The sequence below is a fragment of the Polaribacter sp. 11A2H genome (assembly GCF_011379025.1).
Classification (GTDB): domain Bacteria; phylum Bacteroidota; class Bacteroidia; order Flavobacteriales; family Flavobacteriaceae; genus Polaribacter.
In genome coordinates, this window is the sequence record NZ_WTLD01000002.1 from 1 (window position 1) to 26,441 (window position 26,441).

Genomic DNA, 26,441 nt, shown 5'->3' on the forward strand with positions numbered 1-26,441 from the left:
TATATTTGAAAACAGGATTAAACTATAAATAATTTAACCCTGAGTTTTTTAACTTACACAGATTTTAGGATAGTGTCAAAAAAAGCGAAACTAAATAAGTTTCGCTTTTTTTATGTGATATAAATTTAGTCTAGTTATTAACACTAATTAGGTTAATATCAAATACTAAAACAGAACCACCAGGAATACCTCTATTATTATTTATTCCATAACCTAAATTATATGGAACTATTAAAAGACCTTCACCACCTTCTTTAAAAAGTTGTATACCTTCTGTCCAACCACTAATTACTTGACTTAAATTAAATTCTATTCCGGCCTCAGTACTTTTATCAAAAGTAACTCCATTTAAAAACGTTCCTTTGTAAGAAACAGTTACATCAGAACCGCTTGTTGGTTGAGTTCCTTCTCCTTGACTGTTAATAACATAATATAAACCAGACTCAGTTTTTGTAGCATCTAAATTATTGTCTTCAATGTATTTTAATATATCAACTTCTGTTTGAGGTTCAGGTTGAATTACTTCATTTTCTGAATCTATACAAGAAGTAAAAAGCACTATTGATAAAAATAAATATAAATAGGATTTCATGGTTCGTTTTTTTATTTAGGCGAATATAAAAGAAATACAAATCATTATATAATTTAACAATGGAAACTATTCATTATTTTAGTTATATTAAGGCTCTAAATTAGAATAATTATGAAATTACCAAAAAGAGCTGGAGATAAATCTATACCAGTTGAATTAGAAGAAGGAAAAAACTATGCATGGTGTACTTGTGGTTTGTCAGAAAACCAACCTTTATGCGATGGGAAACATAGAGGAACCGGTATGAGTCCGAATGTATTTACTGCCGAAAAAACAGAAACAAGAAATTTATGCGCTTGTAAGGCTACTAAAAACGGACCATTTTGTGATGGCTCGCATAAGTAATAATAATAAGGCTGTCTAAAAAGCAATAAACCTTGTCATGCTGAACTTGTTTCAGTCTCTTAACTTACTGAAATTCAATCTTCATAAGAATCTGAAATAAATTCAGATTGACAAAAATTCACTTTTTAGACAACCTTATTTATTTTATAGTAAACAAACCTATTTCTCATATAATTTTGTTTACAAGTGTTTTTACTTCGTTATAGTTTAATATAAAAAAACACTAGTTTATTGGTGTATTATTCACTTTTGTATACGAGACTCTCTCTTTTATTCTGATCATTATTTTTTAAAGTTTAATTACCTTATAATTAATAGGTTTAGATAAAAATCTTCTTAAATTTGAATATTAATTTCATTTATGATTAAAAATTTAATTAGATATTTTAAGAGTATTTATTTTATTAAAGCATTTTTAGTTGCTTTAGCTATGGTAATTGCTGTAATTGTCTCAGTTTATTTTTTCGATAGTTATAATGTAGGGTTTAGTATTGCTTTAGGCGCTATTTTATGTGCACCATCAGATGTTTCAGGTAGTGTAAAACATAAATTTTATGGAATGGTGGCATCCATAATTTTAGCTTTTTCCATTACATTACTAATAGGTTCCTTTAATAATTATCCATTTATTCTTGCTCCTTTATTAATTATTTTAGTTTTTTTAGTTTCTTATATTTCTGTATTTGGTTTTAGAGCTTCTTTAATTTCTTTATCTGGCTTAATAGCAATTGTTTTGGCTTTTGGGCACCATAGTACAGAAATTTCTATTTTAGAGCATTCGTTATTTATCCTTTTAGGAGGTGTTTGGTATTTAATTTTAGCAATTTCTACCCAGTTATTGTTGCCTGCAGTTCAGGCAGATTTTTTGTTTGTTCAATTATTAGAAAAAACAGCAGAATTTATAAAAATAAGAGGAGCGTTATTGGTTGAAACGAATGATAGAAGTTCTCTTTTAGAACAACATTTTAAACTTCAAACAGAGATAAATGAACTTCAAGAAAATATAAGAGAAGTTGTTTTAGAAAAAAAGTTTAATTCTGGATTTAGTCATAGAATACGACGTCAACAATTAATTTTTTCTAAAATTATTGAAATCTATGAACTCGGAATTTCAAATACAATTGACTATGAAAAGTTAGATGCTATATTTAAAGATCATCACGAGAAATTAGATGAATTTAAACTTTTAATATTTGAAGTTTCAGAAAAATTAAAGCACATTTCAAAAGTTATTTTAAAAGAAGAAAAGCTAACATATCAAAACAATTTTAAGGTTTTACTTAAAAAAATAGAAAATCATATTGAAATTTATAAAATAAAAGTTGGTTTACCAGAATCTAGGGAAGGCGTTATCTTTTTATTAAATTATAAGGGGTATCAAGAAAAACAAATCAGTAATTTATTAGATATTATTAGAATCTTAGATAACTACTATAAAAATGATAAAATTAGAGCTATTAAAGATGCAGAACAGTTTTTAACTCCTCAAGATTATGATTTTAAAAAACTAAAAGTAAATTTTACTTTTAAGTCACCTATTTTTAGGCATTCCTTAAGATTAACACTCACCATGTTAATTGGTTTTATAATTGGTTCTGCTATAGAAATGCAACAATCTTATTGGATTTTATTAACCATAGTTGTTATTATGAGACCTAGTTATGGTTTAACTAAAGAAAGAACCAAGAATAGAGTAGTAGGTACATTAATTGGTGCTGCAGTGGGAGTTGGAATTATATTTTTAACACAAAACCCAGTTATTTATGGAATAATAGCTGCATTATCTTTAATAATTGGTTTTTCTTTAGTGAAGCAGAATTATAGAAATGCGGCAGCTTTTATTACACTTTATGTCGTTTTTATGTATGCTTTAATCCACCCAAATATCTTAAAGGTTATACAGTTTAGAGTTATAGATACCTTAATTGGTTCTTTGTTAGCATACGTAGCAAATTATTTTTTTTGGCCCGCTTGGGAAGCTAAAAATATAAAAGAAGTATTATCTAAATCAATTGATGGTTTTTTAGCGTTTTTACAACAAATAGATGTGTTGTATCACAAAAAAGGAGAAGTGCCTACCGTATATGCCTTGGCCAGAAAAGAGGCTTTTTTACAAGTAGGAAATCTAAATGCAGCATATCAAAGATTGGCTCAGGAGCCAAAATCTAGGCAAGAAAATATTGCGATATTTTATGAGTTAATGACTATTTTTAATACCTATTTGTCTTCACTTTCATCTTTAGGGATGTATATAAGAACTAATAAAACGGGTAAAGTGCCACTACAATTTGAAGTGTATGTAAAGCACATTTTATCTAATTTAGAAAAAGCGAAAGAACTTCTAAATAATACGGAATCTACTATTTGTTTAGAGACTGAAGAGTTGGCTATTGCTACAAAAAACTATGATGATTATTTTCAAAGTTTATCAAATGAGAGAGATAAAGAAATAGAAAAAGGATTGCCAATTACAAAAGAAATGAGATCTCAATTGCACGAAACACAATTGGTTTCCGAGCAAGTAAGATGGCTATTAAGTTTGTCTGAAAGTTTGATAAAAAACATCAAAAAAATTTAGTTTTTTATCAAACTTAAAATAGCAAATAAAGTGTTTATATTAATACACTTTTTTACCATTTACATAACTAGCAACTGCTTTTGTATTCGGTATTTTATGGCCATCAACTTTCATGATGTCTTGGTTAAGAATTACAAAATCTGCAAACTTGCCAACTTCAATAGAGCCTTTTTCTTCTTCTTCGAAGTTAGAATATGCAGCCCAAATAGTCATTCCTTTTAAAGTTTCTTGTCTAGTTAATGCATTTTCCAAATGAAAACCATTTTCTGGATAATTGTTAAGATCTTTTCTAATAGTAGCAGCGTAAAATGTTAAAAACGGATTTACTTGCTCAACAGGAAAATCGGTACCCAATGCAATTTTTCCATATATATTTAGTAAGTCTTTAAAAGCATACGCACCTTTCATTCGCTCTTTTCCAATTCTATCTTCTGCCCAATACATGTCTGAAGTTGCATGGGTTGGTTGCACAGAAGGTAATATATTATCAAAGTTTTTAAAATCTTCAGGAGCAATAATTTGTGCATGTTCTATTCGCCAACGTCTGTCTTTTTCATTTTTTAAAACTTTTTTATAGGTTTTTAAAAGCCAAGTATTTGCAGAATCGCCAATAGCGTGTGTATTCATTTGAAAATCAGAGGCTGCAATTTGTGTTGCAATTTCTTCGTATCTCTCTGGCGCATAAATTAAGGCACCAAAATGGTTTTCCCTATCAGAATATGGTTTGCGCATTGCAGCGCCTCTAGAACCCAAAGCACCATCTCCATATACCTTAAAAGAACGTACATTTAGTCTGTCTGTTTTTACAATTCCATTGTTAATGTAATAATCTATTTCTTTTTGATTATCGCCAGAAACCATTGCATAAATACGCATTTTTAAACTTCCGGTTTGTTGTAAACTATCAATTAACTCAATTGTTTTTTTGTTGATACCAGCATCATCTACCGTAGTTAACCCGTAAGAAAAAGATATTTTTTGAGCATCTAATAAACCTTGAATTGCTTCTTCTTTTGTAGTTTCTGGAAACTTGATAAAATCCATGGCAGCATCAATTAAGACTCCAGTTAATTCACCATCTTTCAAAATAATTTCTCCCCCAGAAACTTTGGTATCTTTTGTTATTTCAGATAAATCAATTGCTGCTTGATTTACCAATAAAGCATGTCCATCAACTCTACCAACAGCAACAGGAGTTGTTGGAAATAATTGATCTAATTTTTCTTTAGTAGGAAATTCTTTTACTTCCCAATCATTCTGATCCCATCCACGACCCGTAATAAAAGTGACGTTTTTTTCTTTTTGAAAAGCAACAATCTTTTCTAAAACTTCGTCGTAACTTTTAGTGCCTTCTAGAGGTACTTTTTGTTGTTGCATACCCATTCCATAAAAATGACAATGTGCATCTATTAAACCAGGTACAATTGTTTGGTTTTTTGCATCAACTATATTTTCTGATTGATATTTTTCTTGAATTTCTTCGGATGTTCCTATGGCTATAAATTTTCCGTCTTTTATAGCAAAAGCTTCCGTTTTATCAAAATTATTATTAACGGTATAAGCATTCGAATTGATAATAATTAAATCTGTTTTCTGTTTGTTATTGCAAGAAATAAAAGCAATTGATATGGTGAAGAAGAAAAGAAGTTTTTTCATTTTGGTTGATTCTAAGGTTATGAGTTTAGGTAAATGAGGTAGGATAAATATATTAATAAAAATTGTAACGGAATTCTAACAATAGCTATTTTTTTAGAACCAATAGCAGGTCTTTCTTTGGTAACATCCCAAATATGAATGGGCAAGAAGAGGATCAGCAAAATAAAAATTCCTATAGCAGCATTTTTTACAGTAGATGGAAAAAACAGTCCTAAGCCTACTGCAAACTCAATAACTCCTGCAATATAATTGACCAATCGTTTCGGTAAAAAATTGGGAATAAAATGTTTAAAAATATTAGGTTTTATAACGTGCATAATTCCTGCGAAGCAGAATAAAACACCGAAAAATATTTTAAGAATTAGTATAAAAATTGCCATTCAATTCTGATTTTAAGAGTTTGTTGTTAAATAAATGAAACCTACATTAATTTCTAACACCCTTTTTTATCCTATCTATTTTTCTTCGGATGAAAATTGAACATTATCCACTGTTTTTTTAATTATCTATTACAAAATATTAGTAAGATTGATGATAAAAATTAGAGTAGTCATTTTTCATATTTGTAAAATCATTTAATTTTATAAAGCTACAAAAATGAAATGACTCTTTATTTAACCTGAAAATGAATATGATCATCATGTCTAACAGCACCACAACCATGAAATCTAATTTTAGAATTACGGATGTTAAACCTATTTTTAAGATGAGGTTCTATAAAAATTTTGCTAATAGCATCTTCTTTTAAGATGTGTATAATAAGATTTTTGGTTGCTTTTTCTGAGATTTTTAAAGTTGAATTGAAGCTTCCAAGAGTAGCGTATTTGGTATAATCATATTGCCAAAAGCCTTTTTTCTTGCAAATATTGGTTTGATGAATTTCATTATTTAAAGGTGTTACAAAGATTCCATAACCACTATTTGATGGTTTTAAATTAGATATGATTCCTTTTTTAGTTTGATAAATAAAAGAAATATCAATCTTTTTACCATCATTATGACTTAAATGGGGAAGTAGCGGAAAGCCATCAAAAAAAGGGAAATTTGCATCTAAATATACCACTTTTAGAGTAGGCGATTCAATCTTCATTTTTAAAGAAACAGCAGTTAACACTTCTTGTAGTTTAGGTGTAATGTAATTTCTATTAAAGAGTTTGGTAATAAAGTTATGTGCCTCTAAGTTTTTATTGTTTTCAATTTTAACACGTCCAAATAATGGTGCAACTTTAGGAACTATTAAAAAGGATGTTATGAAATATAAGGTGATGAAAACAAATGTTCTTTTCAATTTATATTTTGATACTTTATAAGAAACTAATAAAAATGTAATTACATATACTATGCCACCAATTTGAGTTGTTGCAGTTAAAAATATAAAAATTAATAGATGTAATACTCCTTTAAATAAATATTTAATTTTCATTTAGAATTTTACGAGCCTCAGAAAGTATGCTTCTATGTTTTCTGGCATTTACGTTTGTCATTGCATTTATTTCTGTAGTAACTTCCGTTAAAATTTCTTTAGCAGCTTCTTTTTTATCATTTCTAATTAAGAATTTTGACAGTTCAAGTCTTTCAGGGTAATGAGAATATCTAATGTCAATTTTTCTTAATTGAATTTCTGCTAATTCTAATTCACCTTTTTGCTCTAGCGCTAAACCATAAAAAAAGATGGTTTCTTTAAAGTTTTTTTCAATGTTTATTTTCGGAGCGTAAGCAATAACCTTGTCGTAATTTTGAACGTTATAATAACAAATAATGAGTTTATTTATGGTATGTGGGTCGTCTTTAAAGTTACTTGCTAGCGCATTTTCGTAGTGATCAATTGCTTTTAGGTACTCTTTGTTTTGTGCATACGCATCTGCTAAATTAATCTTGTTTTGAAATGTGTTAGAAAATTTTAATGCAGTTTCTAGCTCTTTAATTTTTTTAGTAGGGTTAATTATAGTGGTAATTTCTTCTGTAATTTGTGTAACGTCTGTTTTATTTATTACTTGTGTTAAAAGATAAATAATACAACCAATTACTGGAACAAAAAATATTATAAAATACCAATACATATTGTTTCTATTCTTATAGGCGTGGTATGCACAATAAATTTGAAGTCCAATAATTAAGTAATATAACATAAAATAAGTTTAGTAAAAAGGTTGTTTTTATACCCGTTTTTTAAAAATCGAACTTATAGGTTAACCCTCCAAGTATTTGAGCTCCTTGTGTATTAAAGTTTGCAAAACGTTGGTATTTTGTATTTAATACATTGTTTAATTTTAGAAAAGCAGAAAACTTATCGTTAAAATGATACCCTCCGTTTAGGTTTACATCTGCAAAAGAATTTATAGATTCTGTACCGCTTAAACTAGCTGGATATTGGTTACTATATAATGCATCTTTTCTCTCGCTTACAAAGAAAATATTAGCACCTGCAAACCATTTTGTTGCTTTGTATTTGGCAGAAATACTTCCTTCTACAGAAGGTAAGTTCCAAGCCTCTTCTGCATTTTTTAACTTGTAGTTGTTGTATATTCCTTGTAATCCGAAGGATAAATTTTTAGAATACTCATATTCTAGTTCTGTAAATAAAGAATTGGTTTTTACATCATCATAAGACACGTTAAAAGAATTTCCGTATTCATAACCGTTTAAATCCATGCTATTGAAAGCAGTATTAGTTCCATCAGATTTAGAATTGTTTCTTATAAACAAAGGTTTGTCTTCTTCTGATTTAAAACTGGCCTTTACGTTAAAACTTAAATCGTCTATAATTAAACCTTTAAGTCCAAAAAAGAGATTCGATTTTTCTAACGTTTGGGTTATAAAAAGGGTTGGTGAAACGTAAGGATTTTCCTCTGTAAAATTTTTGTAGCTATTGGTATGTAAATCACCAGTAAAACCACCATAAATGTTTAAATAATCGTCCATTATTGGTCCTTCTACAAAAATATCTGGTAATATAAAAAAGTTATTAGCGCTGTTTTCTGAATCAAAAGAAGCAATTAGTTTTAAGCCCGTTTTTATAGAAAAACCTTCATATTCTATTTTATATTGAGGATTTATGTTGATGGTAGATGTTCCGTATTTTAAAGAATTAGAGTTGCTATAATCGTTTTTAAATTCTCCTTGTAAAAACTCAATACTTGTTGCTAGAGAAAGGTCATTTAAATTTGATCCTATAAAATCTAAAGGCAGGTTCAATTTTGCATCAAATTTAACTAAGGTTTCCTTACTTTTATAACTATCTGTAAAATTGGCAATGTTTATTTTTCCAGAATCAATATAGGAATCCTCAAAAGTAAACTCACCAATTAAGTCGAAATAATTATATACTTGCTCTTCGTTAATAGCAGAAATTGTTGGATCAGTATAATTAAGGTCGGGTAGGCCATACCAATTATAAAGATTTCTTTCAGAATTTAAAGTTACTTTCCAATCGAAATAGCGCTCTTCTTGTTTGTAAAATGCGCCAATATTAAAGTTAGAAAAATTACTGTTAAGTACGGTATTACTTACATTGTCTAGAGAAGCTAAATACTTGGCATTAAAACCAAACTCGTTTTTAAAACTGGTACTATATTTTAGATACGCTTCTAAATATGGAGTTGTATAATTACCAAAACCAGCAGCTAAATAGTTGTTGTAAATTCTTTCTTTAACGCCCACATCAATGCCTTTTACAACACCACTTTTAGGGATAAAAGTAGAGGCAACTGGAGCAGAAAAAATAGTGTATTCTAGTTTTTTCTTCTCACTTTTTTTAAGCAATTCTATTTTTGGGTTTTTATTAATTTTTTTGGCATCAGAAATTTTAGGATTGTATTTTGTAACAATATTTACAACTTCTGTTTTTACGGTGTCTATAGCCTGATCCTTTTTTTGAGCGTTTAAACTTAAAAATGAGAAACAAACGAGAAATAATGTGAAACCTTTTTTCATTATTTTTTATTATTTTTAATAGTATTATCCTCTTTAATAGGAGTTACAGAGTTATTAGTTTTGGCTTCGTTTTCTTTTATTTTTCTGAGCTCTTTTTTAGCCTCTTCAACAATGTCTTCAAATTGAGTAAAGTTTTTAATAATGTTTTCTAAAACAAAAGTAGCTTGATATACATCTTTTAAACCATAATAATTTTTACCCATTATAATATAACTTTTTACAGCCCAATATTTATAAGAAGAGTAATTGGCAATTAAATTCTGAACCGTTTTATTAGAGTCTAGGTATTCTTCTTGCTGATTTTTAAAGAAAGCATTATAAAATAATGCTTCTGCTTTTAATTCTCCAGAAGCTTTAGTTTCTACTTCTGTATAATATTCTTCTGCAGTGTAGAAATCTTCGTTTTTAAAAGAAGCGCGTGCAATTATTATTTTAGCATCGTTTTCTAGTTGGCTATTTAACTTCTCTTTTGCAAGAACTTTTTTCGCATATTCTATAGCCTGCCCGTAAGCTGCTGTTTCATAATAGCCTTTCATTAGATTACTTTGGGCAAATAAAACATTTTCTGCAGTATAGGCCTCTAACTCTAATCTGTCTAAAATTTGTATGGCATTTTCAAACTCATCTCTTTCAAGAAATATTTGTGCTAATTTAGCAAGAGAATCTTCACTATATTCATTTTGTCCTTCTTCTAAAACATTTTGATAATAGGCAATGGCCTTGTTAAATGCTTTTTCTTTAAATAAGATATCTGCCAAGTAATAATTAGCCTTTAGCTTATGAATTCCTTCAGGAAAAGAAAGCGTATATTTAGAAAGTGCGGCAATAATTTCATTTCCTTCTTTAGCTTCAAAATATTTCTTTTCAGCCACAGCAAAGGTGGTATTATCTAAATCTGAATCTGTAACATTGATAAATTTTAAGCCAGATATCCAATTTACATAATCGTTTAAATTGCCATTATCAATATAAATATTTCTAGCATTTGCAACTGCTTCAAAAGCATCTGGAGAATTTGGGAACTGACTGGTTGTTTGTTTAAATTTTTCCAATGCTTTTTTACTCTCATTTTCACTATAATACAACAATCCCTGACGGACTAATGCCTTTGGTAGAAAAATACTGTTTGGGTGTTTTTCTATTAACCTATTGTAGGCATTATGTGCATTGTTATTCTCTTTTATGATGGTGTATGTATTTGCTAGTTGAAATAAGGCATCGTCTTTTAAATTTGAAACTTGGTATTTATTTACCACATTGGTAAGCGCTGTAATTTTTGCTTGGTTGTCTTCTATAAAACCATAACTCATACCAATTTGATACTGCGCATAATCTGCTTCTGCACCGTAGGTATTAACAACGGTAGTATAAGCATTAATGGCATTTCTATATTTTCTTAGAGCAAAGTAACTATCTCCCAAACGAATGTAGGCATCGTCTTTAATATCTTTTTCTATAGAACCTTTTTTTAAGAAATTTTCGAAAGAAATGGCAGCACTAGCATATTGTTTTAATGTAAAATTACTGTACCCTATATTGTAGTCAATTAGTTTAAAATCTTCTCCTGTTGATTTTAACTCATTTTTTAAAGCGGTAAATTTAGCCAGAGCTTCTTCTGGGCTTTCTAATTGATATAAGGTTTCTGCTTCCCAATATTTAGATTTTTCTCTAATAGATACGTCTGTTGCTTTTTTACCTGCTACAAATAAAGGCAATGCTTCTTGTAATTTTTGATCATTAAATAATTGAATACCTCTATACAGAGAAACTTCGGAAATTAATGAATTATTTTTCTCAGTTTTCTTTTTATTTAAAAACTCTAAAGCTCCTTTAAAGTCTTGTTGATGTAAAAAAGAAGAAACTACTAAGTCGTTAATTTCTTCATAAGCTACAGATTTTGGGTATTCTTTTAAATACTCTTGTAAAACTTCTGCAACACTTTTAAAAGGGTTACCTGCTTCGTAACTTAATTTAGCATAATTTAAAGCAGCATCTTCTTTAATTTTTCTGTCAAAATCCATTTCAGAAGCCGTTTTAAACGCATTTAAAGCCTCTGTCTTTTTTTCTAAATTAAGATAACATTCACCTAAATGATAATAGGCATTTTGAGAAACAAAGTTTTTTTCATCAATAATTTTATTAAAATTACTAATCGCATTTTCAAAATCGTTTTGTTTGTAATAGGCATATCCTAATTGATAAAAATCGGTGTTATTCCATTTTCCTTTTTTACCAGTATATGCTTTTAAATACGGAATTGCTTCGCTGTATTTTTCTAAATTAAAATAACTCTCACCAATTATTTTAGAAATCTCCGATCTATCTTTTTTCTTAAAAGTATTAATTAGTTGTTTACCAACGGTAATACAACGTTCAAATTTACCTGCTTGAAAACTAATGTCTAATAAATAGTAAGAAATTTCTACACGATAGGTTTCGTTGTCTGCAATTTCTTTAAATGTAGATTCTGCAACACCATAATCTTCTAATTTATAAGCAATGTAGCCATAATAATATCTAGAATCATTTCCGTATTTGGCGTCATTAATTAAAGGTAGAAATTTATCTTTTGCCAAAGGTAAATTGTTGCTCACAACATAAGAGTATCCCATTTTAAAATTGAGTTCTTTTTTATCTTCTTTAGATAGATAACTAACGTCTACTTTATTGTACCACTTAAGTGCGTAAGCTGCTTTTTTATTGGCAAAGTAATAATTTGCAACTGCAAATATTGCTGTATTTTTTTTACTACTATTAGGGTTTTCTTCAATAAAAGTTAGTACTTTTTTATCTGCATCTGGCTGCTTTAATCGAACAGCACACATGGCATCATAATAAGCAGCATCTGCTTTTAAGTTAGAGGCTGTAGTTGCCGTTTTGTTTATCGCTATAAAACTTATTTGTGCAGCAGCATAAGCTTTATCGTTAAATAATTTTATAGCATTATTGTACTCTGTTAAAGGATTCGTTTCTACAATTGTTTGCTGACTAAAACCAACAAAAACAATAAGAAAAAAGAAACATGTAATAAAACGTTTTTTTATAAAAACAAACTTCATATAATTATTTTTGATACCTAGAATGAATAACGAACTTATTTTAATTTTGTTTGATGTTAGAAGAAAATATTTCAAAAATATTTTAATTCAAAAATAAGAATTGTTTATAATTCATAGTATAAAATCGTTCAAAACTTTTAAGTTTGTAAAAACAAGTTTTTTATGGAAAAACCAGTCTTATTTTTAGAGAACGCAGATATTTATCAAAGAGAAAATTTGGTACTTTCTAACGTGAATTTATCAATACAAAAAGGAGAGTTTTATTATTTAATTGGTAAAACAGGAAGCGGGAAAAGTAGTTTAATGAAAACCCTATATGGCGATTTAAAACTACAAAAAGGCGCCGGTAGTATTGTAGACTTCGATTTAAAAGAAATAAAAGAAAAAGAAATTCCTTTTTTAAGACGAAAAATAGGAATTGTTTTTCAAGATTTTAAATTGTTAAGTGATAGAACTATTTTTGGTAACCTAGAGTTTGTTTTAAAAGCTACAGGTTGGAAAGATAAAGTTAAGATTGAAGAAAAAATTAACGAGGTTTTAGATAAAGTAGGGATGAAATCTCAAGCTTATAAGAAAACCTACGAGCTTTCTGGAGGAGAACAACAAAGAGTTGCTATTGCAAGAGCGTTATTAAATGATCCAGAATTAATTTTAGCAGATGAGCCAACAGGTAATTTAGATCCAAAAACTTCTTTAGAAGTGATGGAACTTTTAAATGAAATTCATAAAAGTGGAAAAACCATATTAATGGCAACTCATGATTATCAGTTAATTGTAAAATTTAAGCAAAAAACCTTAAAATGTGAAGGAGGAGAGTTGTTTGAAGTAGCTCAGAAAGCCACAATCTAATGCTATCTGTTCTTATACCGACATATAATTACAATACTTTTTTTTTGGTGAAAGAAATGCATCAACAATTAATTTTAGAAGACATACCGTTTGAAATTATTTGTTTAGATGATGGATCTAAGTCACCTTTAAATATACAAAATAACGACATAAATAAACTTTCTTTCTCTAGTTTTAAAAGCCTAGAAAAGAATATAGGTAGAAGTGCCATTAGAAATTTATTAGCAAAAAAAGCAATGTATAATTGGCTATTGTTTTTAGATGCCGATGTTGTTCCTGCAAAATCTAACTTTATAAAAAAATATTTAAATTGTTTCAAAAAAGATAGAACTGTTTTTTGTGGAGGCTTGTTATATGAAGATAAAAAAGAAAATTTTAGATTATTACGTTATAAATATGGGAAAAAACATGAAGAAATTTCTTTAGAAAAACGGTTAGAAAACCCAGAAAAGTTTTTTTTTACCTCAAATTTTTTAATTCAAAAATCAGTTTTTGATTCTGTAACTTTCGAAGAAAAATTAACAGAGTACGGTAGAGAAGATTTGTTGTTTTCTTTAGCGTTGATAAAAAAAGGATATAAAATTGAACATCTAAGTAATGAGGTGTATCATTTGGGTTTAGATAAAAATGATTTGTTTGTTTCTAAAACAAAAAAAGCGATGGAAAACCTTGTCTTTATTGATAAACAAACTTTAATTGATACAAAAGAAATGCCTTTATTAGAGCTGGTAAGAAAAATAGCAATCCTAAGAATGACGAGAGTAGTTGGTGTATTTTATCTTTTGTTTGAAAAATTAGCCATTAAAAAATCTTCCGTTTTTTTCTTAAATTGTATGAAAGTAAGCTACCTGTGTCATTTAAAATTGAAACATGAATAGAACTGAAATAGCCCGTTTAATTTGCATTAAATTAATTACAAATAAAGAAGTTTTAAAAATTCAGTTTTTAAAATCTAAAAATACTATTGGTTATTTTTTTATAGATGATTTGTTGCCTAAAGAGCTAGCGACAGAAATTTACAATAAATTTCCTACAACCAAGGAAGCTGTTAGAAAAAAGAATTTAAGAGAGTTTAAATTTACAGCCTACCAAATGGATAATTACAATACTCTTTTAGAAGAAGTTATTTATGCATTTCAAGACAAAAGTGTGGTAGATTTAGTTGCCGAAATTTGTCAATTAGAAGAAGTCTATAGTGATAAAAACTTATATGCTGGCGGACTTTCTTTAATGGAAAAAGACAATTTTTTAAATCCGCACTTAGATAATTCTCATGATAAAGATAGAAATAGATGGCGCGTTTTAAACCTTTTGTATTATGTTACACCTAATTGGATGGCAGACAACGGAGGTAATTTAGAGATTTGGCCACAAGGATTACAAAAAGCAGCAACTACTATAGAAAGTAAATTTAATAGATTGGTTGTTATGACAACGCATCAAAATTCTTGGCACTCTGTAAGTAAAGTAGAAAAGGACGCTGTTAGATGCTGTGTTTCTAATTATTATTTTTCTAACAAACCTATTTTAGTTTCAGATACTTTTCATGTAACAACATTTAGAGGAAGATCTTCAGAAAAAATAAAAGATGTTTTCTTAAGAATAGACAATAATTTACGCGCTAGTGTACGTAAGTTCTTTAAAAAAGGCATTAGAGAAAACCCGCATCAATACAAAAAATAACTATTTTAAATTATTAAAGATTGATAATAGTTTTTCTTCTTGCTTTTCCCAAACCAATTCTTCTTTAGTTTTCTTTAATTCTGTAGAGAAATCTTTTTCTAGTAACTTTTTAATTTGTGCAGCAAGTTCTTCTGGGTTTCTACTTTTAACAACTTCACCTACTTTATAATCTATTGCAATTTGCTTCATTTCTGGTAAATCCGAAACTAAAATAGGGACTTCGGCTTGTATATAATCAAATATTTTATTGGGTAAAGCAAACCTATAATTAAGGCCTAAATCTTCTTCTACACTAATACCTAAATTAGCTAAAGGAGTTAATGTATGTAGTTTTTCCGGAGAAATTTTACCTAAAAAATGAATTTTATCAGTTAAATTATTTTCATTTACTTTCTGTTTTAGTTCATCCGAAATATCACCATCACCAATAATAACTAAAATAGTATGGTCTAAAAACGGAATGGTATCAATCATCAGTTCTAAACCTCTACCTATATTAACCGCACCTTGGTATAGTATAATTTTTTCGCCTTTATAATTAAACGGAAATTTACCAAAGCGTATCTTTTTTGCAGTAGGTAAATTTATGATTGTTTTAAAGTGAGTATGGTATTTTTTATTATAAAAATCAGCAATACTTCTACAAACAGTATATGTGTTTTTTAGTTTTGGAAGTATCCCAGCTTCTAAATGAGACCAACATTTTTTAACAAAAGGTTTATGCACCAATTCTGGGATTTCAGGAAACAACTCGTGGCTATCGTACACTATCTTTTTTATTTGTAACACACTAACCAAATAGTTTGGTAGTAATGTATCTAAATCGTTAGACAGTAAAATGTCTTTCTTAGAAAAAAGTAATACAAAAAATAAGCGCAAATTATATTCCACATAAAACAAAAAACCTTTATTACATATTAAACGAATTCTTTTGGTTGTGTAAGATCTGTTTAAAGGAATACTGTTTTTTAATTTTCTACCGATTAAAATAATTTCGAATCCATTTTCTTGTAACGTACAACAAACTTTATCTACACGTTGGTCTGTAGATAAATCATTAGTTACAGAAACGATTATTTTTTTCAATGTGTTAATTTAAATGTAATTTAGAACAAAAACATGGTTCAAAAAAAAGTTAAAATATCAACTTAAATATAAAATAAAAACCTCCAAATTTGGAGGTTTTTATTTTTTGTGGAGACGCCGAGAATCGAACTCGGGTCCAAACGAGCAGCTAAAAAGCTTTCTACATACTTAGTTCTTTCTTGGTTTTCGACTAAAAGCTGATTAAGAACAATCTGCTTTTAGCTTATCTTCTTTAGTTTCAAAAACCCTCCGAAGTACCAGGTTTTCTATATTTACTTTTACGATATCCAAAAGTGAAACGCCGTAAATCAGGGCTTTCCGTGGACATAAAGCTTGCACACCTAGTGTGCCGAGGCCAATCCTACTGTGATTCGGATTAAGCAGCTAAAGCGTAGTTATTCTCGCCGTTTAAAAAGTTGAAATTAGGTTTAACGAGTGTTATTTCATAACTCGGTATGCTTACAAATCCACTGTCCTCGCTGTCAAAACCAGTCGTCCCCGTTTTAATAGTTTGGGCGTTACCACACAAATAAATGTGGTCAGGCTTTCCGTTATATCTTTTTTAATTGAAAAAATTAAAAAAGAATGTTACTTCAATCCTTAACGCGGTTTGCAAAAGTATAAAAAATACTGTTGCTTATCACCATAAATTCTAATATCTTCGAGCAAATATTATACCAATTCTACTAAACTAGTTTTAGTAGGCCTAAAAACCTTAATATTATGAAGTTTGGCATTATCAAAGAACGTAAAAATCCACCAGATAGAAGAGTTGTTTTTTCACCAGAAAAGCTACAAGAGTTTAAGGAAAAGTATCCAGAAGCCGCGATTAAGGTGGAGTCTTCAGATATAAGAGTATTCTCGGATGCAGCTTATAAAGCAGCAGGATTAGAAGTTACTAAAAATGTGTCAGATTGCGATGTTTTGTTTGGCGTAAAAGAAGTGCCAATTAATGCATTAATCAATAATAAAAAATACTTTTTCTTTAGTCATACCATTAAGAAACAGCCTTATAATAGAGAGTTGTTATTGGCTATTTTAGAAAAAAATATAGAATTATACGATCATGAAACCATCGTAAAAGAAAACGGACTGCGTTTAATTGGTTTCGGTCGTTATGCGGGTATTGTAGGTGCTTACAATGGTTTTAGAGCCATTGGTTTAACAAACGAAACGTTTAACTTACCAAAAGCAGCAACTTTAGATAGCCAAAAAGAATTAATTGACGAACTAAAAAAAATAAAGTTACCAAACATAAAAATTCTTTTAACAGGAAACGGAAAAGTTGCTTACGGAGCAAAAGAAATGTTAGATGCTATGAGCATTAAAGAGGTTTCTGTAGATGAATATGTAAGTAACTCGTTTGATGAACCTGTGTATTGTTTGGCAGATGTGTTAGATTATAACAAACGGAAAGACGGACAAACACTAGATAATTTCGATTTTTACGATTACCCAGAAAAGTATGAATCTGATTTTATGCGTTTTGCAAAAGTGTCCGATTTCTTTATTGCCGGTCATTTTTACGGAAACGGAGCACCATATTTATTTACACGAGAAGATGCAAAAGCAAAAGAGTTTAATATAAAATTTGTGGCAGATATTTCTTGCGATGTAGATGGACCAGTGGCATCAACCTTAAAATCATCAACGATAGCAGATCCTATTTATGGATATAATGCACAGACAGAAACAGAAGTAGATTATAAAGAAAAAGATGCCATTGTTGTAATGGCTGTAGATAATTTACCTTGTGAGTTGCCAAAAGATGCAAGTGAAGGGTTTGGAGAAATGTTTTTAGAAAATGTAATTCCTGCTTTTTTCAATAATGATAAGGATGGTATTTTACAACGTGCAAAAATGACAGAAAACGGCAAGCTTACAGAACGTTTTTCTTATTTACAAGATTATGTGGATGGTGTTGAATAGGTTTAAAATTTAATATTTTAAGTCTTCAAATTGCAGATTTGAAGTGTATCCTACAGCGCGGTTTAATAGTTTAATTCTATTACAAAATAATGTTACAAGACAGACAATTTCTTATCGATTTAGCAAAAATGAAAATGCCTTTTGGAAAATACCAAGGCAGGTATTTAATTAATTTACCAGAACATTATATTGTTTGGTATAAAAATAAAGGGTTTCCTGCAGGTAAATTAGGGAAGCAAATGGAGTTGGTATATGAACTTCAACTAAACGGATTAGAAGATATTATTAGAAAAATTCAACAAGATTTTACTTAAAAAAAAATATATTTGTTAAGGAAACAGTCTCACTTCTACCGTTTTCTTAACAAATAATTGGATCTTAATCAATTATTAAATAACGAAATTTTTATAAAAACTGCTTCTATATTTTTTCTTTTCAGACTTATTTATGCAATAGTAATAATATTACAAAAAGCAACTTTTAAAATAGTGAAAGATAATAGCTCTAAATACAAGTTTAAAAAGCTAATATATTTTATAGGCTACCTTTTCTTTGTTTTCGGAATTTTATACACCCTTAATACAAAATTATCGGGCATTGGTACGGCTTTATGTGTTGCTGGAGCTGGTATTGCATTTGCTTTGCAAGAAGTAATTGTAAGTATAGCTGGTTCTGTAACCGTTTTTTCTAGTAATTTTTATAAAGTTGGAGATCGTGTTAAGTTAGGTGGTACAAAAGGAGATGTTATAGATATTGGTCTGTTAAGAACTACTTTAATGGAAATAGGAGACTGGGTAAATGGCGATTTATATAACGAAAAAATGGTAAGAGTTGCCAATAGTTTTGTTTTTTAAGAACCTGTTTATAATTATTCTGGCGATTTTCCTTTTCTGTGGGATGAAATTACAATTCCTATAAAAACGAATGGCGATTATAAGTTTGCCAATGATACTTTTACCAGAATTTTAGAAGATGAGGTTGGTGATTTTGCAAAAAACTTCTCAGGTTGCGTGGGATAAAATGATTGGAACTTATAGTATAGAAAATGCTAGAGTAACACCTATGGTTTCTATGACTTTTGATGAAAATTGGATTACTTTTACCTTAAGATATGTAGTAGATTATAAATCTAGAAGAGGTATTAAATCTATTTTATTTGATAAGATTTTAACAGCAATAAATGCATCCGAAGGAAAAATAGAAGTGGCTTCTGCAGGATTTGAAATTACTGCTTTTCCACAAAAATAATTAATAAATTTAATGTGTTTCTTAGTTTTCTTATGGAAAATGAATTGCATTTTACTGTTTAATACAATTTTAAAACTCAATTCTAGATTCAAACGGAAGTGACCATTTAGAAGCTCTGCCAATCGCAGGAGCTAGTGTTGCAAATATTGCTGTTTTCTTTAAGAAATGAGAACTTCTATTGGTTAATTTACCTAGTTTTAAAGTCATAGGAACTTCAAAAACTTCATTTTTAGATGTAACAGTTATCAGTTTTGTTTTTTTACCTAAATACTCATCTTTTTTATCTTTAGAGATGGGGATAACTTTGCTTTCATCCCAATTAGAAACCATAAGAGGTGCATCTAATTCTCCATGAATTTCATAAACAAATAAATGCAAACAGTATTCCATTTTTAGATGTAAGTCAATATCATGGAATTCAATGTCTACTAAAATAGTAAAATCGTTATCGTTGTCATTAACAACGATAACCTCTGGAATAGAAACAAATTTTACAGATAAAATCTTTGCCATTATATTTTTATTTAGTTATTTATAGTAAGTAAAAAGTTATACGATTTTAATACTTAGAAAGAATTTGTTCTATTTTTTTTAAATTTAATAGACATTAAAACACCAACTAGAATACCTATAGAAAAGCTACCTAAAATAACTAATACTCTAGAAATAGATAGATTCCAGAATAAAAAATTGACATCTGTTGCTTCTGCATTTTGTATAGAAAAAATTACAATTAAGGCTATAAAAATTAAAGATAAAATATTTTTGTAGTTCATAAGATTAGAGTTTTAGACTCATATAAATAACACTAACAAAATTAAAAAGTCACTTTTAGTTTTTTTTGTTATGGTTATTTAGCTTCGTAAATGAGAAATTAAAATGTATCTTAATCTTTTGATAAAAACTATTATCAATAAAAAAGTTATTTGTTATAATAAGAACGTGACTTTTTAAAATTAGACGTGTTATATGTTTAAACACAATATTAAATGAATCTAACGTCGTATAAAAAACTATCCGATGATGAAATTATTAAGATTATATGCGAATCTAATAATTCTTTAGTTTTTGGTGTTCTTTATGATCGGTATTCGCAAATCATTTACAATAAATGTTTAGGGTTTACAAAAGAGAAGGATGATGCCAAAGATTTAACACAAGAAATTTTTATCAAACTATTTTTTAAACTAAAAGAGTATCAATCACAATCTAAGTTTAAGGCGTGGTTGTATGTATTTGTATATAATACATGTATTAACTATGTGAATAGAGATAAACATCACAATCAGTTAAAGTCTAAAGCACCAATTTATGAATTAGAAAATTTTCAGGAGGAAGAAGTTAGTGATTCCAGTGTTTTTGAGTTAAAAGTAGAAGCGCTAGATAAGTTGCTAATGCAAATAAGTCCGGAAGATAAAACGATATTATTGTTAAAGTATCAAGATGAACTTAGCATTAACGAACTCTCTAAGTTATATGGTGTTGGAGAAAGTGCTATTAAAATGAGAATAAAGAGAGCAAAAGAAAAGTTAGTAAAATTAAAGAATCTAAACGATTAAGATACAATGGAAAATCCTTTTAAAGAATTATGGAAACCCCACCATGAAGTACCTCAAGAAATTAAAAAAGAGGTAAAAAATGAAATAGCTTTTCGTTTGTTAGTTAGTGATTTAGCTAATTTATTTACAGTTAATTACGGAGAAGCAGCTAAAAGTATTATAGAAAATAAATCAACAATTAAAACAAAAACGAATGGAGAAGTTTAATGCTTGGAAAGAAATATCAATAAATTCTTTTAATAATTTATTTGAGGTGATTACCGAATTATTGCCAAATATTATTGGAGCGATTTTTATCCTTTTTATAGGGTGGTTAGCTAATAAAGTAATCGCGTTCTTTTTAAAGAAAGTTTTAAAATTGATTAAAATTGATGATTTATCTGATAGACTTAATCAAAAAGGAGTTCTTGGTAGGGAAATTAGAAATTTAGACATTTCAAAAATAATACTACTTTTTATTAAGTGTACACTTTTCTTAATTACAATAACTTTAGCTTTTGAAATTTTAGAATTACAAGCAATCTCTTCAGTTATTGGTAATTTACTGTTATACCTACCAAAATTATTCGGTGCAATAGTATTGTTTATTTTAGGTTTATATATTGCTAATTTTATTAAAAGTTCTTTAAATAAAGTCTTTGAATCTTTTGATATTATGGGAGGTAATATTATTGGTAATTTTGTGTTTTATATGATAGTTACTATTGTTACTGTTGCTGCAATTAATCAAGCAGGTGTAAATACTAGTATTATATCTAACAACTTAACCGTTATTCTTTTTATAGTATTAACTTCTATTGGGTTGTCTCTTGCTTTGGGGTCTAAGGAAGTAATTAGCCAATTAATGAAAGCCTTTTATGTAAGAAAGAAGTATAATATTGGTCAGAAGATAAAAGTAAAGAATCATACTGGTTATATTGAGTCTATTGATGGTATTTCTCTTACGTTAAATACAGAACCTAATAAGATTGTTTTTCCTATTTCAGAAATTGTTACTAATGATATTGAAGTTATAGATTAACGAATTTCTTTATAGTATATACTAAAAAGAGAGCATTCTAAAATGCTCTCTTTTTTCGTTTAAAGGGTATTTAAGTCATTTTTTTGTTGTTATTATGTAGATTTAAATACCTGCTTTTTGTTTATCTCTTAGTTATTAAATTTGCTACTGTCAGTAGAGTATAGAACTATTAGATCTCTAAAATAGGTTTCGACTGCGCTCAACCAGACATGTTGTTTATTTTTTAAACTAAACTCTATACAACTAACTATTTATCACCCTATTTTTATTATTCCCAGTAGATTCTCTACAATTACTAAACGTCACTTTAAGTTATCGTTTTATTACTGTTTAGGCTTAACTTATACTTTTATCAAGAAACCTAAAAGGTGAAACTTTTTTTAATGCATATAAATGATTTAAAAGTAAGTTTGCGTATTTGTTTAAGTTAATATGAATCTAATTATTTTGCTTTTGTACTAGATTTAAGCATCAATAAAAACCTATTTAGACAGTTCTTTACGTACCTTCTTTTAAATTTATTAAAACAAAAAAAAGCTGCTCTTATCTAGAACAGCTTTTAATATAATATTGCAATAACTTTGTTAATTAGTGCTTTAGCAGCACTATGTAATTAAATAATCTGAGTAACTTTTTTTAGTAAAGTAAGCTATTGTTTTTTATTAACTTCTTCACTATTTTTAGAGTTAGATTCAATTTCTTTATTTAAAGCCTCTATTTTCTGAAGAAGTTTACTATTTTTTTCCTTTTCTGTTTGTTTGTTGTTATTCAGTTCTAGTAATAACTTTTCTAATAAATTAACTCTACTATCTAACTGTTCAATTTTTTGATCTTGTTCTGTAGTATTGCTTTTTGTCTGTATCAATTTATTTTCTTCCGTTTTAGCAGGTACTGGATTTTCGTTATCTATATTTTGAAGAATTTTTTCTATTAGAGATTCAAATTCTTCAGGTGTCATTTTAATTAATCTCGGTGTTTCTTCTAATTGATTAGGAGTAGTTTCGGTTTTAATGGTACTTACTTCTTTTTCAGAAACCACAGCAGTAGCAACAGTAGTAGTTGGTTGTTCTACAGCTTTTACTTGAACTTTTTCTACCTCTTTAACTTTCTTTAAAGATTCTTCAACTTCTTTTTTCTCTTCAAGAATTTCTACTGCTTTTTCAACATCTTTTGTTTCGTAAGCTAGTTTAAGGTCGGCATTTAAAGTATTAATGTCAGATTGATATTCTTTTTTAAGGTTTTCAATCTTTTTATTATTTACATCATCTTGAGCTGTTAATTCTCTTTCTAAATTTTCTTTATAAACGCTACTAGGAGCTTTTGATTTTTTACCTAAAGTAAATTTAATCCCAGCACTGTAAAAAACATGTGTTTGAATATCATCTGTAGTAGTAATGTCTTTAGCATCTTCACCAGAAGTAATCATTGCTCTTGCGGCACCTGTAATTAATATATGCTTACCTAAAGGAATATTTAATCCTAAACCACCAGTAGCAAACTCGCCACCTTCTACATTAGAAAAAAGTCCATCTGCATTAGGTGCAGAAACATAACTATCGCTGGTACTTATATAACCACCACCTAAAGTTAAAAATGGTATTACGCCATTACCATCATTTAATCTTGCTCTAAACTCACCACCATACATGGCCATTTTATCAAAGTTGGTAGAGATTTCGTCATTTTCAGTTGCTTGAAAATAAAAGGCTCTAATACCAATGTATTCATTTAAATCTAAACCAGCATAACCACCTAACATATACGTGTCTTTGTACAAAGATTCTCCTGCAAAATCTACATACGCAAGACTTGGCTCTAGTACCCATTGTAAACCTTTAAAACCGCCTTTAAAATTTTGAAGATATGCCTTATCTAAATCAGATAAAGTTCCAGGTTTTCTTCCTCCTAAATAAAATTGTAAAGAACCCTGAGCAGACCAGTTAGATAAACGTTCGCTATTAAAATCTGCATCTGTTACACCAAAGTTCGTTTTATCTTCACTAGATAATAAAGAAGCGCCAGAATTAAATTTATAGCTTGTGTTTTTTGCCTCTAAAGCAAAAACAATACGTTTTGTAATATTAAATTTAACGCCTAAACCTAAAGAAGCATATACTTGTTCGTAATCTTCATTAGTATCTAAATTTATATTCTGTACACCAGCACCCAAAGTAAAGTAAGGCTTAATTCGTTTAGTGCCAAAGTTTGCTTTAAATTCTCCTCCATAACGAGAAACGGTTACATCTTGTGCTTTAAAAAGGGAAGGATTATAATTAGCAATACCAAAGTTACTGAAATCTGTTTTTTGATCTAAAGATTGTAAATAAATACCTCTAAGTTCTATATATTCACCAAAACCAAAACCTAGTTTTCCACCAACTAGTACATTGTTTTCTAGACCTGCTTTATCATCCCACCAAGTGTATTCTGCTGCTGGTGATAGTGTAAAACTGATATCTTTTACTTGTGCTTTACCTACGTAGGCACATAGAATAAGAAGCATTGTTGATAATTGTATTTTTTTCATTTTATTTAATTATTAACATTAATTAGTTATTGCTGTCAATATTATAAACACACTATTTATTGATAAGTCACAATTTTTTAAAATACTGTGTTCATAATGTGACTTATAGTATCTTTATTGTGTTTTATAAATAAGTGGTGTAATTACTATTTAATTTTTTAAAAAAATATAAAAATGAATTCAATAAAATATATTAGTATTTCTTTTCTTCTATTAGGTTCTCTAACCATGAGTTATGCACAACAAAACGATGCTAATATTTCTAATGAGAGTATGGTGGTAATGAGTGAAGATGACATTCTATCTTTAACTAAAAAATTAAGGTTGTACAAAAAAGAAAAAACGCTACAAAAGAATTCTAAAGAACAATTAATTAAGGGAACTGATACTGTTTTTAGTCAGCAAACTAATTCTAACTTCGAATTCGATTATTTAAAAAGTAGGGTAGCAGCGTTAGAAAATCGTTTAAATAATAAAAATGATAGTATAGAAAGAAATAATACTTCTAGTTCTGAATCTAGTGAGTTAAAAAATCTGAAATCTGAAATTAATCAACTTAGACAATCGTTATTACAGCGACAATCTAATAACGGTAAATCTAATGTTGTTTACCTACCTATTATTGCTCCTGTTAATAGAAATAAAGAAGAAGAGAATCAAATTGAAGAAGAAAAAGATGCTATTAATTCTTTGGTAGTACAACAAAAGCAAGATTCACTTTACGAAGGCGTAACTGTTTTAAATGAACAGGTTAAAACCGATTCTATCAATAATTTAGAAGCATTAGAATTAGAAATACAAGCGCTTAAAAATGAGATTTCTCAAAATAAGATGCTACCAAGTACTTATGAAAAATTAGTTGAAGCCTATAAAAACTTTAAAAAAGAGCTTTATTTTGCATCTAACTCTAAAGTTTTAAATGAGAACTCATTATTTATTGTGGAAGACTTGCATGCTATTTTAGAAGCAAATGTAAATCTAGATATAATAATAAATGGGTTTGCAAGTAATAAAGGAAATGCAATTTATAACGAAAACTTATCTATGCAGCGTACAGAAGCAGTTAAAAAAGCGCTAATGTTAAAAGGTGTACATCCAACAAGAATATTAACACAATACCACGGAATCGATTATAGCGCACAAAGCGACTCACAAGCAAGAAGAGTTGAGGTTTCTTTTCTGGTAAGAAAATAATTATAGCTTAAGGGAGGTATATTGTTCTTTGCTTTTTTAGATTCTTTGTACAGTAATTTTTAATTATCAACAAAAGTGAATTGTTTTTAGTTTTTATTGATAAATTTCTGTGAGATAGCTAATAAAACTTATTCTTTTACAGAAACACCATACGCTACATGTGCTATTCCTAAAATAGAAAGAGATGCAGACCAGTAGGTAGGTATTAAAAAACAGATAACTGCTAAAAGAACACTTAAGCCTGCTAAAATTAACAGATTTTTTCGATTTTTATTGTTGACTGAAAAGAGTAAAAGTCCATATAAAATAAGGAAAGTAGGAGTAAGGTAGGCTATATAACCAAGATTCATTAAAATTAGTAACGAGGCGAAAATTATGACCAATGCAATCATATATTTTTTTAAAGCTACTTTGCTTTTATCATTCCAAAGTAGGAGTTGATGGTTTTTAGCATTTCTTTTTCCATTAAAAAATAGTGCCAAAGAAGAAAAAATAAAAACGAGCAAGATAATAGTGATAATTAATATTTCTGTAGTTTGAGAAGACAGATTAAAAGGAGTTTCTTTAACTAAAAAACCTTTTAATAGGGTTTCTATTAAAAAGCCTGCAATAAAAAAGTAAGCACCAATTAAAATACTTGTAAATCCTTTTAAAGAAAAGTTTATTTGTATATTATCGTTCATGTAACTGTTATTTTTTAACCTTTGCGAATATACAACAATGAAACCTGTAGAAGATTATATTTTAAAGCAACCAGAACCTTTCAAATCTATTTTAATGCATTTGCAGATTTTAATTGAAACTAGTTTTCCGGAAGTAGATTTACAATTTAAATGGAAAATGCCTTTTTATTATTTAGATGAAAAGCCATTTTGTTACTTAAATCCTTCTAAGAAAAAAGGATATGTAGATGTTGGTTTTTGGGTTTCTGCACATTTAACAAAATACAATGAACATTTAATTTCAGAAAATAGAAAGGTTATAAAATCCTTGCGTTATTGTTCTATTGATGCTATTAATGAAGAAATTTTATTATCCGTTTTACAAGAAGCGCATCAACTGAAAGAAAAAGGGTTTTATAAAAGAAAATAATTTTTCCTGCAAGGTTTCCAAAACCTTGTAGGTTTAAATAGAAAGTACCAAATAAACAATTAAAACTATCGATTAAATTCTTTTGGTATA

26 protein-coding genes and 1 other RNA gene are annotated in these 26,441 nt (G+C 28.5%); 14 read left to right on the forward strand and 13 right to left on the reverse strand.

Going from position 1 to position 26,441, the window contains the following annotated elements; translation table 11 throughout:
* Positions 1 to 130: 130 nt before the first annotated feature.
* The gene (locus tag GQS58_RS02475) at positions 131 to 592 is read right to left on the reverse strand and encodes an FKBP-type peptidyl-prolyl cis-trans isomerase (protein ID WP_166382538.1); all 462 of its coding nucleotides are present in this window, start codon (positions 590 to 592) and stop codon (positions 131 to 133) included.
* 111 nt (positions 593 to 703) lie between these two features.
* On the opposite strand from GQS58_RS02475, the gene GQS58_RS02480 reads away from it, so the two are divergent.
* Positions 704 to 937: a CDGSH iron-sulfur domain-containing protein gene (locus tag GQS58_RS02480; protein WP_166382540.1), complete on the forward strand. Its 234-nt coding sequence runs from the start codon at positions 704 to 706 to the stop codon at positions 935 to 937.
* A gap of 361 nt (positions 938 to 1,298) precedes the next feature.
* Positions 1,299 to 3,515 carry an FUSC family protein gene (locus tag GQS58_RS02485; protein ID WP_166382542.1) on the forward strand — a complete coding sequence of 739 codons (2,217 nt, stop codon included), beginning with the start codon at positions 1,299 to 1,301 and terminating at the stop codon, positions 3,513 to 3,515.
* 39 nt (positions 3,516 to 3,554) lie between these two features.
* Here the strand turns inward: GQS58_RS02485 and GQS58_RS02490 are convergent, their stop codons facing one another.
* The 6 genes from GQS58_RS02490 to GQS58_RS02515 form a co-directional block, all read right to left on the reverse strand.
* On the reverse strand, positions 3,555 to 5,171 hold the full coding sequence (locus tag GQS58_RS02490) for an amidohydrolase (protein WP_166382544.1): 1,617 nt from the start codon (positions 5,169 to 5,171) through the stop codon (positions 3,555 to 3,557).
* Between the two features lie 17 nt (positions 5,172 to 5,188).
* Positions 5,189 to 5,551, reverse strand: coding sequence for a MauE/DoxX family redox-associated membrane protein (locus GQS58_RS02495; RefSeq protein ID WP_166382546.1), 363 nt, complete (start codon positions 5,549 to 5,551; stop codon positions 5,189 to 5,191).
* 230 nt (positions 5,552 to 5,781) lie between these two features.
* Positions 5,782 to 6,594 (reverse strand): hypothetical protein, encoded by an 813-nt coding sequence (locus tag GQS58_RS02500; RefSeq protein WP_166382548.1) that lies wholly within the window; start codon positions 6,592 to 6,594, stop codon positions 5,782 to 5,784.
* Entirely contained in the window at positions 6,584 to 7,300 is a 717-nt protein-coding gene (locus GQS58_RS02505; RefSeq protein WP_166382550.1) for a hypothetical protein, read from the reverse strand. Before GQS58_RS02505 ends, GQS58_RS02500 begins: the two co-directional genes overlap by 11 nt.
* Before the next feature lie 40 nt (positions 7,301 to 7,340).
* Positions 7,341 to 9,104, reverse strand: coding sequence for a hypothetical protein (locus GQS58_RS02510; protein WP_166382552.1), 1,764 nt, complete (start codon positions 9,102 to 9,104; stop codon positions 7,341 to 7,343).
* Positions 9,104 to 12,163, reverse strand: a complete 3,060-nt coding sequence (locus GQS58_RS02515; protein WP_166382554.1) for a tetratricopeptide repeat protein — start codon at positions 12,161 to 12,163, stop codon at positions 9,104 to 9,106. The genes GQS58_RS02510 and GQS58_RS02515 overlap by 1 nt, the downstream gene beginning before the upstream one ends.
* 162 nt (positions 12,164 to 12,325) lie before the next feature.
* Between GQS58_RS02515 and GQS58_RS02520 the strand changes: the two genes are divergently transcribed.
* The 3 genes from GQS58_RS02520 to GQS58_RS02530 are packed head-to-tail and all read left to right on the forward strand — an operon-like array spanning position 12,326 to position 14,695.
* The gene (locus GQS58_RS02520) at positions 12,326 to 13,012 is read left to right on the forward strand and encodes a cell division ATP-binding protein FtsE (protein WP_166382556.1); all 687 of its coding nucleotides are present in this window, start codon (positions 12,326 to 12,328) and stop codon (positions 13,010 to 13,012) included.
* Complete coding sequence (locus tag GQS58_RS02525; RefSeq protein WP_262887945.1) at positions 13,012 to 13,890, forward strand: glycosyltransferase family 2 protein; 879 nt, start codon at positions 13,012 to 13,014, stop codon at positions 13,888 to 13,890. Before GQS58_RS02520 ends, GQS58_RS02525 begins: the two co-directional genes overlap by 1 nt.
* On the forward strand, positions 13,883 to 14,695 hold the full coding sequence (locus GQS58_RS02530; RefSeq protein ID WP_166382560.1) for a 2OG-Fe(II) oxygenase: 813 nt from the start codon (positions 13,883 to 13,885) through the stop codon (positions 14,693 to 14,695). The genes GQS58_RS02525 and GQS58_RS02530 overlap by 8 nt, the downstream gene beginning before the upstream one ends.
* Here the strand turns inward: GQS58_RS02530 and GQS58_RS02535 are convergent, their stop codons facing one another.
* The gene (locus GQS58_RS02535; RefSeq protein ID WP_166382562.1) at positions 14,696 to 15,781 is read right to left on the reverse strand and encodes a glycosyltransferase; all 1,086 of its coding nucleotides are present in this window, start codon (positions 15,779 to 15,781) and stop codon (positions 14,696 to 14,698) included. It lies immediately after the preceding gene.
* Positions 15,782 to 15,887: 106 nt separating this feature from the next.
* Positions 15,888 to 16,281: a transfer-messenger RNA gene (gene ssrA / locus GQS58_RS02540) on the reverse strand.
* Positions 16,282 to 16,504: 223 nt separating this feature from the next.
* Between ssrA and GQS58_RS02545 the strand changes: the two genes are divergently transcribed.
* The 4 genes from GQS58_RS02545 (at position 16,505) to GQS58_RS02560 (ending at position 18,958) form a co-directional block, all read left to right on the forward strand.
* Positions 16,505 to 17,710, forward strand: coding sequence for an NAD(P)-dependent oxidoreductase (locus GQS58_RS02545; RefSeq protein WP_166382564.1), 1,206 nt, complete (start codon positions 16,505 to 16,507; stop codon positions 17,708 to 17,710).
* 89 nt (positions 17,711 to 17,799) lie between these two features.
* A complete protein-coding gene (locus tag GQS58_RS02550) occupies positions 17,800 to 18,024 on the forward strand; it encodes a DUF3820 family protein (RefSeq protein ID WP_166382566.1) in 225 nt (74 codons plus the stop codon).
* 174 nt (positions 18,025 to 18,198) lie between these two features.
* On the forward strand, positions 18,199 to 18,564 hold the full coding sequence (locus tag GQS58_RS02555; RefSeq protein ID WP_166382568.1) for a mechanosensitive ion channel domain-containing protein: 366 nt from the start codon (positions 18,199 to 18,201) through the stop codon (positions 18,562 to 18,564).
* A 127-nt stretch (positions 18,565 to 18,691) separates the two neighbouring features.
* The gene (locus tag GQS58_RS02560) at positions 18,692 to 18,958 is read left to right on the forward strand and encodes a hypothetical protein (RefSeq protein ID WP_166382570.1); all 267 of its coding nucleotides are present in this window, start codon (positions 18,692 to 18,694) and stop codon (positions 18,956 to 18,958) included.
* Between the two features lie 69 nt (positions 18,959 to 19,027).
* Here GQS58_RS02560 and GQS58_RS02565 read toward each other — a convergent pair whose 3' ends face one another.
* On the reverse strand, positions 19,028 to 19,471 hold the full coding sequence (locus GQS58_RS02565; protein ID WP_166382572.1) for a hypothetical protein: 444 nt from the start codon (positions 19,469 to 19,471) through the stop codon (positions 19,028 to 19,030).
* 53 nt (positions 19,472 to 19,524) lie between these two features.
* Positions 19,525 to 19,734 carry a lipopolysaccharide assembly protein LapA domain-containing protein gene (locus tag GQS58_RS02570; RefSeq protein WP_166382574.1) on the reverse strand — a complete coding sequence of 70 codons (210 nt, stop codon included), beginning with the start codon at positions 19,732 to 19,734 and terminating at the stop codon, positions 19,525 to 19,527.
* Positions 19,735 to 19,947: 213 nt separating this feature from the next.
* On the opposite strand from GQS58_RS02570, the gene GQS58_RS02575 reads away from it, so the two are divergent.
* The 3 genes from GQS58_RS02575 to GQS58_RS02585 are packed head-to-tail and all read left to right on the forward strand — an operon-like array spanning position 19,948 to position 21,538.
* Positions 19,948 to 20,517, forward strand: coding sequence for an RNA polymerase sigma factor (locus GQS58_RS02575; RefSeq protein ID WP_166382576.1), 570 nt, complete (start codon positions 19,948 to 19,950; stop codon positions 20,515 to 20,517).
* 6 nt (positions 20,518 to 20,523) lie between these two features.
* Positions 20,524 to 20,724, forward strand: a complete 201-nt coding sequence (locus tag GQS58_RS02580; protein ID WP_166382578.1) for a hypothetical protein — start codon at positions 20,524 to 20,526, stop codon at positions 20,722 to 20,724.
* On the forward strand, positions 20,711 to 21,538 hold the full coding sequence (locus GQS58_RS02585; protein WP_166382580.1) for a mechanosensitive ion channel family protein: 828 nt from the start codon (positions 20,711 to 20,713) through the stop codon (positions 21,536 to 21,538). Before GQS58_RS02580 ends, GQS58_RS02585 begins: the two co-directional genes overlap by 14 nt.
* A 649-nt stretch (positions 21,539 to 22,187) precedes the next feature.
* On the opposite strand, the gene GQS58_RS02590 is transcribed toward GQS58_RS02585, so the two are convergent.
* Complete coding sequence (locus GQS58_RS02590) at positions 22,188 to 24,065, reverse strand: outer membrane beta-barrel protein (RefSeq protein WP_166382582.1); 1,878 nt, start codon at positions 24,063 to 24,065, stop codon at positions 22,188 to 22,190.
* Positions 24,066 to 24,239: 174 nt separating this feature from the next.
* On the opposite strand from GQS58_RS02590, the gene GQS58_RS02595 reads away from it, so the two are divergent.
* Positions 24,240 to 25,259: an OmpA family protein gene (locus GQS58_RS02595; protein ID WP_166382584.1), complete on the forward strand. Its 1,020-nt coding sequence runs from the start codon at positions 24,240 to 24,242 to the stop codon at positions 25,257 to 25,259.
* A 128-nt stretch (positions 25,260 to 25,387) separates the two neighbouring features.
* Here the strand turns inward: GQS58_RS02595 and GQS58_RS02600 are convergent, their stop codons facing one another.
* On the reverse strand, positions 25,388 to 25,942 hold the full coding sequence (locus GQS58_RS02600) for a hypothetical protein (protein ID WP_166382586.1): 555 nt from the start codon (positions 25,940 to 25,942) through the stop codon (positions 25,388 to 25,390).
* A 37-nt stretch (positions 25,943 to 25,979) separates the two neighbouring features.
* On the opposite strand from GQS58_RS02600, the gene GQS58_RS02605 reads away from it, so the two are divergent.
* Positions 25,980 to 26,351 carry a DUF1801 domain-containing protein gene (locus tag GQS58_RS02605; RefSeq protein ID WP_166382588.1) on the forward strand — a complete coding sequence of 124 codons (372 nt, stop codon included), beginning with the start codon at positions 25,980 to 25,982 and terminating at the stop codon, positions 26,349 to 26,351.
* The last annotated feature ends 90 nt before the right edge of the window (positions 26,352 to 26,441 follow it).